The sequence below is a fragment of the Zavarzinella sp. genome (genome assembly GCA_041399155.1).
Classification (GTDB): domain Bacteria; phylum Planctomycetota; class Planctomycetia; order Gemmatales; family Gemmataceae; genus JAWKTI01.
In genome coordinates this window covers 2,359,350-2,373,903 of sequence record JAWKTI010000001.1, presented here as the reverse complement: position 1 = coordinate 2,373,903, position 14,554 = coordinate 2,359,350, and the positions used below count along the sequence as shown (strand labels likewise).

General features: G+C 50.5%; 10 protein-coding genes. 5 read left to right on the top strand and 5 right to left on the bottom strand.

The genetic code is table 11. The features are described from left to right. Nucleotides 1-407 precede the first annotated feature (407 nt). The 3 genes from R3B84_09825 to R3B84_09815 all read right to left on the bottom strand — a co-directional run bounded on the left by R3B84_09825 (nucleotide 408) and on the right by R3B84_09815 (nucleotide 5,062). Entirely contained in the window at nucleotides 408-2,843 is a 2,436-nt protein-coding gene (locus R3B84_09825) for a tetratricopeptide repeat protein (GenBank protein MEZ6140857.1), read from the bottom strand. Continuing rightward, the gene (locus R3B84_09820; protein ID MEZ6140856.1) at nucleotides 2,807-3,520 is read right to left on the bottom strand and encodes a hypothetical protein; all 714 of its coding nucleotides are present in this window, start codon (nucleotides 3,518-3,520) and stop codon (nucleotides 2,807-2,809) included. Before R3B84_09820 ends, R3B84_09825 begins: the two co-directional genes overlap by 37 nt. A gap of 93 nt (nucleotides 3,521-3,613) precedes the next feature. After that, nucleotides 3,614-5,062 (bottom strand): hypothetical protein, encoded by a 1,449-nt coding sequence (locus R3B84_09815; GenBank protein MEZ6140855.1) that lies wholly within the window; start codon nucleotides 5,060-5,062, stop codon nucleotides 3,614-3,616. A 262-nt stretch (nucleotides 5,063-5,324) separates the two neighbouring features. On the opposite strand from R3B84_09815, the gene R3B84_09810 reads away from it, so the two are divergent. Next, nucleotides 5,325-5,615, top strand: a complete 291-nt coding sequence (locus tag R3B84_09810) for a hypothetical protein (GenBank protein ID MEZ6140854.1) — start codon at nucleotides 5,325-5,327, stop codon at nucleotides 5,613-5,615. Here R3B84_09810 and R3B84_09805 read toward each other — a convergent pair. After that, nucleotides 5,584-6,225 carry a DNA methyltransferase gene (locus tag R3B84_09805; GenBank protein ID MEZ6140853.1) on the bottom strand — a complete coding sequence of 214 codons (642 nt, stop codon included), beginning with the start codon at nucleotides 6,223-6,225 and terminating at the stop codon, nucleotides 5,584-5,586. The two genes, R3B84_09810 and R3B84_09805, sit on opposite strands and share 32 nt — an antisense overlap. A 156-nt stretch (nucleotides 6,226-6,381) precedes the next feature. On the opposite strand from R3B84_09805, the gene R3B84_09800 reads away from it, so the two are divergent. Continuing rightward, complete coding sequence (locus tag R3B84_09800; protein ID MEZ6140852.1) at nucleotides 6,382-7,632, top strand: IS4 family transposase; 1,251 nt, start codon at nucleotides 6,382-6,384, stop codon at nucleotides 7,630-7,632. A 163-nt stretch (nucleotides 7,633-7,795) separates the two neighbouring features. Here the strand turns inward: R3B84_09800 and R3B84_09795 are convergent, their stop codons facing one another. Next, nucleotides 7,796-8,284, bottom strand: coding sequence for a ParB N-terminal domain-containing protein (locus tag R3B84_09795; GenBank protein ID MEZ6140851.1), 489 nt, complete (start codon nucleotides 8,282-8,284; stop codon nucleotides 7,796-7,798). Between the two features lie 323 nt (nucleotides 8,285-8,607). Here R3B84_09795 and R3B84_09790 point away from each other — a divergent pair, with 323 nt between their 5' ends. The 3 genes from R3B84_09790 to R3B84_09780 all read left to right on the top strand — a co-directional run bounded on the left by R3B84_09790 (nucleotide 8,608) and on the right by R3B84_09780 (nucleotide 14,291). After that, nucleotides 8,608-9,150 carry a hypothetical protein gene (locus R3B84_09790; GenBank protein ID MEZ6140850.1) on the top strand — a complete coding sequence of 181 codons (543 nt, stop codon included), beginning with the start codon at nucleotides 8,608-8,610 and terminating at the stop codon, nucleotides 9,148-9,150. Between the two features lie 300 nt (nucleotides 9,151-9,450). Continuing rightward, entirely contained in the window at nucleotides 9,451-10,101 is a 651-nt protein-coding gene (locus tag R3B84_09785) for a hypothetical protein (GenBank protein ID MEZ6140849.1), read from the top strand. A gap of 287 nt (nucleotides 10,102-10,388) precedes the next feature. Continuing rightward, nucleotides 10,389-14,291 carry a hypothetical protein gene (locus R3B84_09780; GenBank protein MEZ6140848.1) on the top strand — a complete coding sequence of 1,301 codons (3,903 nt, stop codon included), beginning with the start codon at nucleotides 10,389-10,391 and terminating at the stop codon, nucleotides 14,289-14,291. The last annotated feature ends 263 nt before the right edge of the window (nucleotides 14,292-14,554 follow it).

Below are 14,554 nucleotides of genomic sequence, written 5' to 3'. Positions count from 1 at the left end.
AACTAATATCTCTGCTTGGGTTCCGTTGACGAATGAAGCAGTAGTGATATTATGATGTATCATTGAAGCTATTGTAAATCATGTCATCTGAGATAAATGCCGCGCTGTGGACCTCTTCAACGCCATTCCAACCAATAGAAACGCTTCTGTTGCAGGTCAGTAATTATGGTTTCGTTCATCCAGGTAAAACTCAAGAAGTGAGAAAATACCGGATAACTATTATTGCTGATGCATCCTGCATGAAGTAAATTATATCTGGAACGCAGAATTAAAGTGCGCTTCAATCCACAGTTTGTCAGATAAGACATGTTATTGGACCTTGATTTAATACTGACTAATATTTGCTTAATTATTCAAATGCTGCTGAAGATATTAAAATTCTCCACGATTAAGTGAAATCACTGTATTTATCTGCGATTCAGCAAAAGCAATATAACAAAAGTTCCAGATAAAATTAATCCTTCGACTTGCGTCAACCCTAATCTGTTGTAGGTTAAATTGATTGATATAATGAGAACACCAATAAGCAACACAAATAATAGCTTTACGAAAGATTGACGACCACGTTTTCGAAGCCACTGATCCAGCTGGTTTGCATAGATATGGTGAGGTACAACTAGAAGTACTTCATCAATGAGCTGTCGAGACCTTGTGAATTTTCCTATTTCTGCCATTAAAGCAGCATATGCAAGCTTAACTTGAATATTTTCCAGATTGTTGCTATGGAGGCATTCGTACAGCTGTTCACTTTTGCTGTAATTAGCTCTAGCATCTTTCTTGTGATTAGTTTCACTCAGGAGGGTACCTAGGTTGTTAAGTCCACGTGCCAGACCAAGTGCGACTTCAATGTTCTCCGGGTTGTTCAATTTCAGATCTTCGTACAATTTCACGCTACGCTGATAGATTGCTTCAGCATCGTTCTTGCGATTAGTGTCACTTAACAATAGCCCCATGTTGTTTAACCCACGTGCCAGTCCGACCGCAATCTCTGTGTTCGCTGGATTCTGAAGGTAAAGTTCTTCGTACAATTTCACGCTACGCTGATAGTTGGTTTCTGCCAGATTCTTCCGATCGGTGTCGCAAAGCAGCAGTCCCATGTTGTTTAACCCACGTGCCAGACCAAGTGCAACTTCAATGTTCTCCGGGTTGTTCAATTTCAGATCTTCGTACAATTTCACGCTACGCTGATAGATTGCTTCAGCATCGTTCTTGCGATTAGTGTCACTTAACAATAGCCCCATGTTGTTAAGTCCACATGCCAGTCCGACCGTAACCTCTGTGTTCGCTGGATTCTGAAGGTAGAGTTCTTCGTACAATTTCACGCTACACTGATAGATTGCTTCAGCATCGTTCTTGCGATTAGTGTCACTTAACAATATCCCCAAGTTGTTAAGTCCACGTGCCAGACCAAGTGCAACTTCAATGTTCTCCGCGTTGTTCAATTTCAGATCTTCGTACAATTTCACGCTACGCTGATAGATTGCTTCAGCATCGTTCTTGCGATTAGTGTCACTTAACAATAGCCCCAGGTTGTTAAGTCCACGTGCCAGTCCGACCGCAATCTCTGTGTTCGCTGGATTCTGAAGGTAAAGTTCTTCGTACAATTTCACGCTACGCTGATAGTTGGTTTCTGCCAGATTCTTCCGATCGCTGTCGCAAAGCAGCAGTCCCATGTTGTTTAACCCACGTGCCAGTCCGACTATAATCTCTGTGTTCGCTGGATTCTGAAGGTAAAGTTCTTCGTACAATTTCACGCTACGCTGATAGTTGGTTTCTGCCAGATTCTTCCGATCGGTGTCGCAAAGCAGCAGTCCCATGTTGTTTAACCCACGTGCCAGTCCGACCGCAATCTCTGTGTTCGCTGGATTCTGAAGGTAAAGTTCTTCGTACAATTTCACGCTACGCTGATAGTTGGTTTCTGCCAGATTCTTCCGATCGGTGTCGCAAAGCAGCAGTCCCATGTTGTTTAACCCACGTGCCAGTCCGACCGCAATCTCTATGTTCGCTGGATTCTGAAGGTAAAGTTCTTCATACAATTGCATACTACGAGAGTAATTGTTCTCAGCATCTCCCACCCTTCCCTCTGCACGCAAAAGATTACCAAAGTTATTCAAAGTCAACGCTAACCCTGCCGTGACATTAAAGTTCGTTGGGTTTTGACGACAGTGATCCTCATAGAACTGCAAACTACGCCTGTAGCTTGTTTCGGCTTCTGTAGCCCGTCCAATTAAACGCAGGAGGATAGCTAGGTTGTTTAACCCACGTGCTAGTCCGACTAAGAGCTGTATGTTCGATGGGTTTTGATGGTAGAGATCATCGTACAGCTGCACACTACGCCGGTAGTTGACTTCAGATTCGTTTATCATCCCAGATGCGCGTTGTAAGATCCCTAGGATTCTCAACGCCCGAGCCAGCCCAGACGCAATCTCCAAGTTATCAGGGTTACAAGCCAGTAGCTTTTCGAGAATCGTGACCGTAGACCTCAAATACAGCAATGCAGTCGGTGCCAATGAAGTTGTGATTAGTGAGGACCCTGCCCGATAGATTGCGGAGGCAATTCGTTCGGAATCGTTTTTTACCAGTGATCCAGATAGTCTTTCACCTCGCGATGATACTACTCCGGGAACGAAACCGGTGCGGGCCAGTTCGTCGAGCAGTTTCGTTAGTACACCTCCGGTCCATTCCTCCCCTTCTTCCATTAGCTTGCCGATCCACTCGCGGGCGTCATCGCGGTCCTCCCAGTTCCGCAACAAGAACAGGAACGCCCCGGCGTACTCGGGAAACGCCGTCTCACGCTTCGCCAGCTTCAGCCAGTAAGCGAACTCGTCGGCGCCCGTCGGCATCGCGTCCCGCAGATGGCGATAGAGAAGGTACTCGGCCACCGTCTGGTAGACGAACCGATACCCACCCCCTCCTCCCGTACCCGCTTGGTGATGAACCCCTCGTGCACCAGCATCTCAACCGGGTGGAAGTCGGTGCGAACCTCCATCGCGGTGCGGCCGGACGCCCAACCAAGTCGCAGAGCGTTCACGTCGTCGTCGGTCAGGTCGGAGGTGGCGCGGTCGGGGTCGGCGATCAAGTGCTCCTCCACCGCCCGCACCGCCGGCCCGATGTTCCGCTCGTACGCCGACTCCACATACGCCGCGTACAGTTCCGGCACCCCCGCCACCGGCCCCACCGGGCGGCCGGCGAACGCCCGCTGGAAGAGGTAAAGGTAGAGCGGGTTGGTGAGCAGCTTCCGCACGTTGGCGGACAGGTTGTCCCACGGCGTGATACAGGCGGGGATGGCATAGCCGTCTTCGGTCTTCGAACGGGCGCGGGCTTGGTGCTTGCGGTAGATCCGCTCGGCGTGGTCAGCGACCAGTGGTTCGATCACGAGTGCGGGCAGGCGTCGTTCGCCCGGCTGGTTCGGGTCGGGATCGTAGAGAAAATCCTTCACGTCGGCCCGCGGGTCGGCCTCGGTCGCGGCCATCTTCTCCGGCAGAATGGCCAGCCACTCGTCGCGGGTGGAGAGCACCACCTTGCACCACGGGAAACGGGCAGCGAGCGAAACCAGCTGTAGGGCCTCGCGTGACCTGCTCGGCGAATGGTGCCTCGTTTAGGGCGTCAACCACTAGCACCAGCCGGCGGCCTGCGCCTGATCTTTCAGAAATCCGGTGTGTAGGTGGGCGAACAGTTCGTCGAAGCTGCCGATCCCCTTCTCGCCGACAGACACGCCGAGCTTCTCGGCCACGTCGCCGAACAGCGACACCCCGTCCGGCCGCAGCGCGATGCCGTTGCCGCGGAGGAAGAGAACCACATTAGGGTTGCCGCGGTCGGCTTCGGGGTCGGCGAGCGTGTTTGGCGAATTACCCAGTGTGTTAAGCAACTGCTCCACCCATCGGGCGAGAAGGGCTGTTTTCCCACTGCCAGCGGTGCCGAGCAGGAGCAGGCAATTGAGGAACCGCGGACGGGTAGTGTCCTTCCACTGGTCGCGGGCTGGCACGCTCAGGAAGCGGTCGAGGTGATCACCGATTTTCGGGAACGGCTCGTAGCACTCCGGAAAGTATTTGGTGCCGCGCAGGTCGGTGAGAGTCCGACGGGAGTAGTCGAGGGCGGCCTCGGCGATCGTCCACGGGTAGACCCGTTCCTTCGGCAGGTCGTAGTTAATGTTGCGGGCAACGAGTAGTTCCCGCAAGCGTTCAGCAGCCGCTTGACAGTCCGGCGTGCCGCTGCGCTTGTCCCGTACCCCCAGGTAGTAGACGTACCTGTTCACCGCCTCCGTCTTGGCCGTCACCCGGATGCCGTAGTGCCCGTCGTAGAGGTAGAGCGGCTCATCGTGCGGGAGCGGTCGCAGCAGTGGGTCGAGGGGGATCGGCACCTTGGTGGGTGTGACCAGCACGGCGACGGACTCACCAAACGCCGCCTCCAACTCCGGCGTCAGGTCCGTTTCTACCGGCTCTAGTGGGGTCACCCCGGTCAGCGACCGCACCGCTACCGGCAGCCCCTGCTTCACCTTCTCAGTGTCATCGCAAACCAGCAGTTGGCAGTCGGCGAGGAAGGCGAAGGCGGTGAGCACCTCCTCCAGGACCGGGATGTATTCGGCCAGGTGTCGCTCGGCCTGCTGCTGGTCCGGGAGGCCGCCGTGGGCGATATAGTTGCGTAGGGCGACGATTGCTTCCAGGGACTGGAGTTTTGTTATCCTGCTTGAATCCGGAATGCTTCTCTCTACTGATGGCAATTTCTTCAAATTATCGGGCAAATCAGGAAATGGTTGGGTAAGTTTCAGGGCCGGCCACTTTCTGGGCAGGGTGCGAACTGCAGTAACCCAATCGGAGAACATCGGAGAACGCAGGGATGCAATACGCTCATTGGTAGTTTTAACAGCTTCTTTCGCAGTCTCATCGATTGGAGTCCGCAGGTACTGACTGATAAAGGCCAACACGACCATCCGCAGAGTTTGATATTGGGTAAAACACAGTGCCCAGCGACGTTCCGAAGGTAAAAGCGACTCGTCGAATATAAGTGAGTACGGCAACGCAATCGGATAGGGAAACTGATCTATGATTGAGGAGCGATTCACGATTAAACTCATGAAGATTGCAAATTCGGTGTACGATATATTATCGAATAGTTCAAACTACAGTTTATCACTGTTTTACAACAAAGTCTGCTCTACCAATACCAGAAATGTAATCATCGTTAGATCTGATCTGTGTCACCCAGTTACTTGGAATGGATCAATAGTAGCGACAAGCAGGCAATTGCTTGAAAGTTTCCCAAATTTCATTTGAAAACGCATCAACAAACGCTAATGTGATGATGCTTCTAACTTGGAGAATCGAATGTCTACGAACGAATTGGAAACATTACTCGGATCCCCCAACGGCCAACATTGGATCAAAACCGTACTGGGTGTCCTGGTCGGTGGGCTGGAAAAGTTGCTTACCACCCAGCAGATGGCCGACATGATGAATGCGATTGTATCTGCGGAAGCCTCCCCTGAGATTTCGAATGCCGAATGCCAGGTACTGATCCCGCTCTTTGATGTGATGTTCCAACAATGTCCCGAGGTGGTGAAAGTGGCCCAAGATGACTACCAGGCTACCCAGCCAGCTTCGCTTTCAGCCCGGTAAACCCTTCCCACCGCTTTACGATCACGTCGCAGTATTTTGGGCTGATCTCAACCCCATAACATTTTCTTCTGAGCTGCTCAGCTGCGATCACCGTGGTGCCACTCCCGAGAAACGGATCGTAAACAATTTCCCCTTCTCGCGTGCCATCACCCAACGCCTGGGCCCAAAGGGAAACCGGCTTCATGGTCGGGTGCTCACGGCTCGCTTTGGGCCTTGGATGCTGCCACAGCGTGGTCCGAGTGCGGTCTGCGTTCTTGTGCCGGTCCCCAGGGATCCAGCCAAACAGGATAGGCTCGTGCTGGTAATGGTACTCGCTGTGACCAAGCACCATCGAATCTTTTGCCCACACCAGGATCTGCCGGAGAATGCCTCGCCGATTCCAGTCGTCCGCAAACATGATGTGCAGAGGGCCTGCGGGAACGGTTGCGTACCAGTATGCACCTGGTCGACAGTTTGCCTGGGAATGGTCAAAGGCAGCGGACACCAGCTCAGCCAGCCCCTTTTCGTCGAGGTGATCGTTTTCCACCTTCAGCTTATCTTTTGTTTTGCCAACGTACGAAACTCCGTAGGGGGGATCTGTTACGCAAGCGTCGGCCTTCACGCTTTCCATCAGCCTGCCTACATCGTCGGCCTTCGTCGAATCTCCACACAGGAGCCGGTGCTCGCCCAGGAGCCACAGGTCATTGGTGTGAAGGTCTTGAACTGCTGGGAGGATTTGGCTAAGTTCTTTAAGAGTAAGGTTTTATGTTTTGTCAAGGATTGACAGATGACTTCAAATTCATTCGCTTCAGAGGCTTTATCACGCCTACCTTTAGCCGAAGCCGCTTTCCTCATGCTTGATGATATTTTCCAAAATAATACGCTTGAAGCGATCTATCAATCAAATCGTGGACGCACCTACACTCGTATTTTGACATTCTCTTCATTTTTCCAATTGTTGAGAGATTCACTGATTTCTCCCGATCACTCTGCCAGGGCTCGTCTGATCGATGCATCTGAAAAAGGTGAATTGCCTACATCGCTCAAAGCGTTTTATGACAAATTAGCGCATATGCCGCCAGAGGTTGGGGCGGGGCTCCTTTCGCATTCTTGTCGGGCTATTTCAAAGCTTTTGCCAAGAAAAATGACTTCTAAATTACCAAAATCTCTTTGCAAACTTACTGTTGTCGCCGTTGATGGCAAAGTAATTAAGCATACGATGCGGCGCCTTCTTCCTTTAAGAATAAGCAAGCAAAATGCATCAAAATTGCTTGGAGGGAAAGCACTTGTTGCAGTGAATCTGAGTACTGGTCTGGTAATGGAAATGGCTTCGGAATTGGATGGAGAAGCAAGTGAAACACGCTTGTTAGCTCCACTTTTGCAACAGCTGAAAGACCATTGCGGCGAGAAATTAATTGTGGCGGATCGATGCTATGGTTTCTACAAGCATATTGCAATGATCAAGGATGACGGGTGCCATTTTGTTTTACGAGTTGCAAGCATTACCCAATTTATTCAAGATCCGGAAAAACCAGCGAGAATTGGCAAAGACCGATATGGCCGAAAACTTATCGAAGAACATGGCTGGATCACAAGTCAAAAGAATACGAAATTGATCGCAGTACGCCGACTGAGCATTATCCGCGATAAAGTGCAGATACAACTACTAACAGACCTGACCGATTCGAAACGATACCCTGCAGACGACATCGCAGAGATATATCGCTATCGTTGGGATATTGAGCGTGTATACGCGACGATTACAAAAGTGTTTCAGTTGCGTCACTTGATAGGTACCAGTCCAGAGGCTGGTTTAATACAAGCATCGCTTTGCCTCATTTTATTTAACATTACAGAAGCAATCAAATGGCATATTTCGGTCGGAAACGGAAAGAAAATAGATGAAGTATCTGGCGAAATGCTCTGGCGAGATATCCGAGATGAGGTGATGGCCGCAACGCGATTGCTTCGAACGCGATGTGCAGATGCTGCTTCAAGGGATCAAACAAGAAGTGGGGATATTAGAAAGACTAACTGAATTATTGGGCAATCTGTGGAAAAAGAAGTGGGCAAAAAGCAAAGTAGGGCGTACAGATCCTACAAAAATTCCAAATCCAAAACCCCAAAAACTGAAACAGACAACTTGCCACGATTCAGTCTTTAGGGTGATGAAGCGAGCAAAAAAATGATGCCCAAGACCTTCACACCAATGGGAGCCACAGGTTGCCTGGCTGGGTGATTGCTTCCTTCGGCGGTTCCGGTACCAGATCCGGATCGGTCAGCCCACCGTCGAGGATCTTGCCCAGGTACTTTCCGAGCTCCTTATCATTCCACCCAAAGTCAGCCAGGTTGTACCCGTTCGATTTGAGCCAGTTCAGCTCCGTGGGCAGTTTGATATCGTCCCACTTAGACAGCTCGCCAGTCTTGTTGTCGGCGATCCGGAGGGCCCTGGCTGCCTCTTCGGTGATATCCGCAACGAACACCGGCACTTTTTTCAGGCCCAGTTTTTGGGCTGCCAAGTACCTGGTGTGGCCCGCAATGATCACGCTCTGCAGGTCGACCACGATCGGCTGAACCCACCCGAAATCCCTGATCGAGTTTGCCACGGAGTTGATGGAGTCCGCACCGATTACCCTCGGATTGTCCTGGTAGGGAAATACCTTCGATATGTCTCTCTGTTCAATTCTCATCTGTTTCTCTGTGTACTACTATACCTACACTCTAACAGACACATAAATTCATGTAAATGCTTTCTGAAAAGTTGTACTTTTGGATGTGCGATTGGGGATGAAAAGGAGATTTGCTGGTGCTAATTCTTCTTGAACATATGTTTTAGCAGTGTCGCGAGACGGTTCGGTCTGCCGGGGTTTCAAGCCACAATATTCAATCAGACTTTTCAATATGACAAGGTTAGTACTTTGTTTCAATTACTTAGACTTCCGCCGTTTGTATTTCTCTATCAGTTCCAAGATTCTGCTGATACAATACAACCTATTTCCATTGAGATGCGACGGTGAGCCAAGCGAATCGAGATATTGGAGGAGCAAACAACCGAAAAGGAAACCGGTTCGAAGACGCCTTTGCCGTCGCTCGACTCCTTGAGCTTGCCCCGCCAGTGTTCGAGGGCAAATCCACGGTTCTCATCAAGGAGCAGGCGGGATGCCACGTTGACGACCTCCTGATTTGCGAGAGTGCTCGTCGGCATTACTACCAGTTGAAAGACGACAAGACGATCACGTGGAGGCGCGACAACGGAAAGCTAACTACGCTGTTTGAAACACAGAAGGCCGAGTGTGAGGCTCGCAACGAGGAGTTCAGCCTCAGTGTGGTCGTGTCAGAAGACCACCGGAAAAAATCGTTGGATACCAACATGCCCGTGTCATTGACCGGACCCGTCACTGTCGTTCACTTCCAGCGGCTGCGACGGCCCTCTGAACTGAGCCGACGCCCCCATCTGCAGTTAGCACTTAGTTCCATTACAGCATGGCGAGAACCAGGCCCCGCAGCCCTCGAAGAGGTGGCAACCGGGTTTATATCTCGCATGGGTCGAATGTGACATCGACCACGAAGGTTACGGGAACCTTGGATCCATGATCGCATGGCTGCACAAGCAGCCTCTGAGAATCCGGAGGCCACTTCCAACATCACTACACCCGAAGTGGGACGAGTTTAACTCGATACTGAGCCAAATCGAAGGTTTAGAATGGTACGTGGATCGGGGCTATTTCGAGTGGTTTCTCCGTCCCAGAGAGAGTGGACTCGTAACCAGATGCGACGATCACAGCTTTAAACGTTTCGTTGATAGGGTGCTCGTCAATCCCCCCAGGAATTTCAGCGAGTTCGAAGAGTTGTTGCCATGAGAACATACAGCCCACTTGCCACGGATGAGGTGAAGATCCTCCTCGACGAACTGGTTGGTGCTGCGCTACCTGATGCCTATCGGCGCTCAATGACTCAATTGGGCGAGGCGTTTGGAAAGTCGCTAAACGGGACGTTGTCTGGAATCAAGCATCTTCTCTTAATCTGTACGAACGAGGACGCGGACTTCCTCGCCCGAGGCGTGAAGGACGGCATCCACTCACGCAAGGGTCCGGACGTCTCGGTCGCGTGCTTCTGGAATGACCGGGTCAAGTTGGAAGGGAAGTCCGATCTGCAGTTCGAGTTGGCTCCCATCGTTCGGAAATACGTCGAACCGGGGGAGAGCGATGCGTTCCTCGTGGTGAAGTCGATCATCTCCACCGGGTGTGTGGTCAGGACGAACATCACGGAGCTAATCCAAGAGCGTAACCCGAGCCGCGTGTTGATCTTTGCCCCCGTCATTTTCAAGGGTGCCGACAATCAACTGAAGGACGACTTCGAGCCGGATATTGCTCGTCGCTTCGAGTTCTTCTACTTTCGCAGGACACCGAGCGGAACGACAATGGCGAGGTTGTTCCAGGCATTGGAGGCAACGTCTACGAACGCCTCGGGATCTCGACCGAGAAACGCCGTTACGTGCCTCAATTAGTCAAGGATCGCCGCGAGCTGAACAGTCCGCCATCCGAGGCGATTCCAATGGTCACGTCGCCTAGGACATTGAAAGAACGGGATCGGGATACATGCGCCACAATCGGTGGGTTCGTACGCTTATTCACTGAAATCGATGCTGAAAGATTTGACGAACTGGGGTTCCTAGATCAATCTAGGACACCTCGGCTTTTTCAGATCGATCACTTACTTTTAAGTCCTGTAACATGGATCCTTGGACGCCCATGGATCGGTAAGAGCACTGTCGCAAGGGAATTATATAATCGTTTGCGAAATGAGCAGCCACCGCTAATTGCAGATGTCGAGTATGTCTACCTAACGCGACTTGGATCACCAGATGCGGACAGAACGATCCCCCCTGATTGGTGGCATAACTGGCTGGGTGATCAAAACCCATCAACTGCCGTATGGCTACTCGATGGTGTTGACGAGGCAATCGATTCGAATCAATACGTACTCCAACGAATTGTTGAAGAAATCAATGCAGTACCAAATAATCATCTACGTCAACTTCGCTTGATCTTATTCAGTCGTCCCTATGCTGAGTTGGGTTCGCTAAAAGACCAATTAATAGAAAGGTATCAGTCGCTTACTGGGCGAACTCGCTTGCCCCAATTATGGCTCACGCGATTAGATCGCACGTCCGCGTCAGCACTTGTTGGTACGGATCAGATTGGGGCCGTGGAGGAACTGATCCTCCGAAACCACCTACAATCGGTCGCCGGGTACCCTGTGGTCCTCAATTTCCTCAAAACCTACCAACGGGAGGCCAATACACTGACTGTGGCCAAAGTCTGGCGCGGGGTACTCACAGCTCTCCTTGGAGAACCCCAGTCAAACAGAATGGTCCGTTTCGCCACCAACCCTGCAGAGCGGTTTAACGCTGCCTGCAGAGTAGCAGCAGTACTTACACTTACTCGTCGTGAGACCATTCGAGAATGGAGCCCAGACACTGAAGAACCGACGATAGGCGTACTTTTTCAATTCCCTGATAATCGCTCCCATATTGCTGCGAAAGATGCTTGTCAATCTGCACTATTCAGTACATCTGGGGACCCTGTTCGCTATCGTTTTGTACAACAGAACGCACAAGATTGGCTCACCGCATTTGCACTCAAGGACCTGCCGCAGCCTGCTTTGAAGTCACTCTTGCAGGGGCACGATGGGAAGATGCCATTCAGGCTTCGGGAGATCGCAAGACTACTCATGGCTGTAACGACTGATCAAGCCACCAAAAGAATAATTGAATTATTATCAGGTGGTATTTTACTACCTTCTGATGCTGTCGAACCAAGTTTGGTGGAGGTAATCAGGGCAATCGACTATTTGGAGGAATTAGCCACAGCGTCGCCTTGGGGACTTCGTGCTAGCTATGAAAGACCTGAGGAGTTAGCTCGCCTTCGGGCGGAAGGATTGGGGAGAATTTTAGCTGACCGACTACGCGACGTGAACCGGCCTTATCGAGTGAAGATGTTCCTGATCGATGTCGCTGAGGCGACGCAAGCCATCGAAGCAGTCGATGCGGTGGTCGAGATTGTTCTTGATCAGAAGCAAGAAGGTGAACTTCGGTACTCGGCCATGTGGATGGTTACCCGCTATGGTGGTAAGGAACATATTGCTGCGCTTTTGGGGCCAATTGCAGAGAGCAGCAATGATTCTGAAATCGAATGTCGAATCCGTGGAGTACTCATCTGGGATCTTTTGAATCGCAATAATTGGCCATGCTGGCAGGTTGCACTGTACGCTCCAAGAATCAATCCAAGGCTATTAGATATTCGAAGTATGATCCTACATTACTTAGAAGACAGGATAACGCTCGATGACGCTCGGCACATACTTCCACACTTACGGGAACTATGGCAACGGCATGCAGATGAGCATCGGCCTGACGAACTTCCGAAATATCTCTTCCGGGCGGTCGAATTAGTTTTAAACGAATCACATCCAGATCAGGATGATATCAATCACCTGCTTGATTTTGTAAGAGAAAATTTATCTGATGATATGGGTTGGTCTGCATCGCGAACAATCATAATTCACTTACGTCAGCTTATATCTGCTCGGCGACGAATGTACCAGATTCATCTCGAGGCTGGGCAGTTCAACGTCGGGAATCTTTTGGAACCTGAAGACTGGTCGTGGCTACGCGATCAGGCCCTCAGTGGCTGGAACAATCGCACAATTTGGTACCAGGTACTCTGGCTTGCTACGCAAGCGAAGGAAAATGGCCAGATATCCGACGACAAATGGCAGACCTTCATTCAGCTTGTCGATGAACACGCCCCCGGCCTCAGAGCCGAGGATGAAGAAGGTAGACTGCGGTTTCAGCAGGAAAGAGAGGCCGATGCCGCGAAACAACAGGAAGCAGAAGCTCGTGACCCAAACCGCAGACCGCTCGCCGAACGTGTCTCGCAAATTTTAGCCAACAGTGAAATTAGTGCACCTGAGTTGATGCGTCAGTTGAGCTGGATGTGCCTTGCCAACTTCAGTGTCAATCGAGAAATTCCTGGCAACAGCTTGCGAGACTTGCCAAGTGAACTCCAGAATCAGGTAATGGAAGCATTATGCAAGGGTCTCGAAGTTGGAGAGCCCACAACGATACCACAATCAGGAAATTTTCCTTCGAACATCCTATCAGAAGGGGCTGCTTTCGCACAAGTAATTGGATCTGTAAACCATGCTAACTGGTTGACTGAAGAATTGATTCGCCGATGGTTGCCGACCACTTTATTTGCACGAATGTCTGGAGGTTGGGCTGAACCGATAACAGCCTGCAGTGAAACTTCTTCAGTGGCAACTGAAACGGCCTTACTTAAATCGATCGAACTACATGCCCGCCGCGAAGGCATTCCGTCAATCTTAAGAGAGATCCTTCCGGAATGCTGGACAGACAACATGACCAATCTGTTCGTTCAACTCATCGCAGATGAAAGAGTGAGACCTAATAACCGCCGAGAATTGCTTGAGCAACTTGTGACCCGATCACCGGACCGAGCCAAGCCAATCGTAGATGTGTGGGCGATGTATCAGGTGACAAACGATGATTCGGATCATCTTCGACAAGCAGGTCTCAATCTTCTGCTCGCCTTGAACCCTGATCAAGCGTTAGACCTGATCGAAGCTGATTTCGCCTCCCGAGGTTCGTTGTCTCTCGAAGAATTACCATACCTATGGAATGAGCAAGATGAGATCGCAAATCACTGGTCGCTATCACAGCTTGAAAGTCTCGGGAGAATACTCCTCAAGGCATATCTATCAGCGTCGGATCCAGATTATCGAGATGGGGAATTACCTCCTGATTGGGAACTCCGCAATCTTCGGAACCGCATCATTATGCAGCTACTCAATAATTCAGGAGAAGGTGCCATGGATGCTGTTAACCGACTGTCGGAATTAGATCCAAAAATTCGTGAATGGGTCGATAGTCATAGTGCAAACCAGCAGGCAGCTCAATTCTTACCAGGGATCAATCTTTCAATTAGCCATGATTCTTCAGCGTTATCAGTTCAAGACGCGGTTCGCATACTCGACCGTGCTGGCTACCGGCTCATCCGTTCACCTGACGATCTACTAGACGCTGTGATAGAAGCGTTAGGTAAGATTCAACACGACGTTGATCATGATTTGCCGATGCTGTATTCTGCCCCAGACCGTGGGATGAAAGCAGCAAAAGGCAGAAAGAAAGCAGATAAATCCAATCGATCTCATCTTGAAGAAGATGCTCTACAAGCCTACTTACGTAGACGATTGCTTGACGAACTGTCCCGAATCTCTGATGGTATCGAAGTACAGATCTTACGTGAGGATCAAGTCGCGGGACGTCAACGACTCGATCTCCGCGTGACCGCTCCACGCCATGGGAGCAGTTCTCTCGCAACAGTAGTCGTGGAAGTGAAGTGGTCAACCAATCATGAAACGCGTAGTGGATTGGTGGAACAACTTGGAAAGCGATATTTAGTCGGAGAAGGTTTGACACACGGCGTTTTCCTAGTTGGCTGGTCAGGAGAGTGGCATCCGCATGATGGCACAGGAGCGAACACCAGTTTGGAGACTCTCGAGTCTCACCTGAATTCCCAAAGGGACAAATATTGTGCTGCTGGGCAACCTGGTGAAAAACTTCGAATCGAGCCTTTCATCCTAAATATCCCGTGGTCGCGGCCACCTGTTTGAGTCAGTTGGTTACTTCTTGGTATAATTCGTGTGGGAAGCTGAAAAGCGTTTCGTTGATTTCTGATCTATAAAAAAGGTGGTCAATGTGTGGATGATCAAGGAACGAATCGACAAAAAGTCTTATCGAGTTTTGTTACGAAGAGCGTCCCTCTTGGGGAGCTGATTTGATTCTCTTCGAATTTTCCATCCAAGCCAGTTAACAGCCCCATTCCAGCGATATAAGCACACGTTTTCGCTGACGTAACTGCTTTATTTGCAATCAC

What these genes read in the sequence shown, in the direction of transcription:
- R3B84_09825 (MEZ6140857.1), bottom strand. Translation starts at nt 2,843, where the DNA reads ATGCCGACGGGCGCCGACGAGTTCGCTTACTGGCTGAAGCTGGCGAAG.
- R3B84_09810 (MEZ6140854.1), top strand. Translation starts at nt 5,325, where the DNA reads ATGTCTACGAACGAATTGGAAACATTACTCGGATCCCCCAACGGCCAA.
- R3B84_09805 (MEZ6140853.1), bottom strand. Translation starts at nt 6,225, where the DNA reads ATGGAAAGCGTGAAGGCCGACGCTTGCGTAACAGATCCCCCCTACGGA.
- R3B84_09800 (MEZ6140852.1), top strand. Translation starts at nt 6,382, where the DNA reads ATGACTTCAAATTCATTCGCTTCAGAGGCTTTATCACGCCTACCTTTA.
- R3B84_09795 (MEZ6140851.1), bottom strand. Translation starts at nt 8,284, where the DNA reads ATGAGAATTGAACAGAGAGACATATCGAAGGTATTTCCCTACCAGGAC.
- R3B84_09785 (MEZ6140849.1), top strand. Translation starts at nt 9,451, where the DNA reads ATGAGAACATACAGCCCACTTGCCACGGATGAGGTGAAGATCCTCCTC.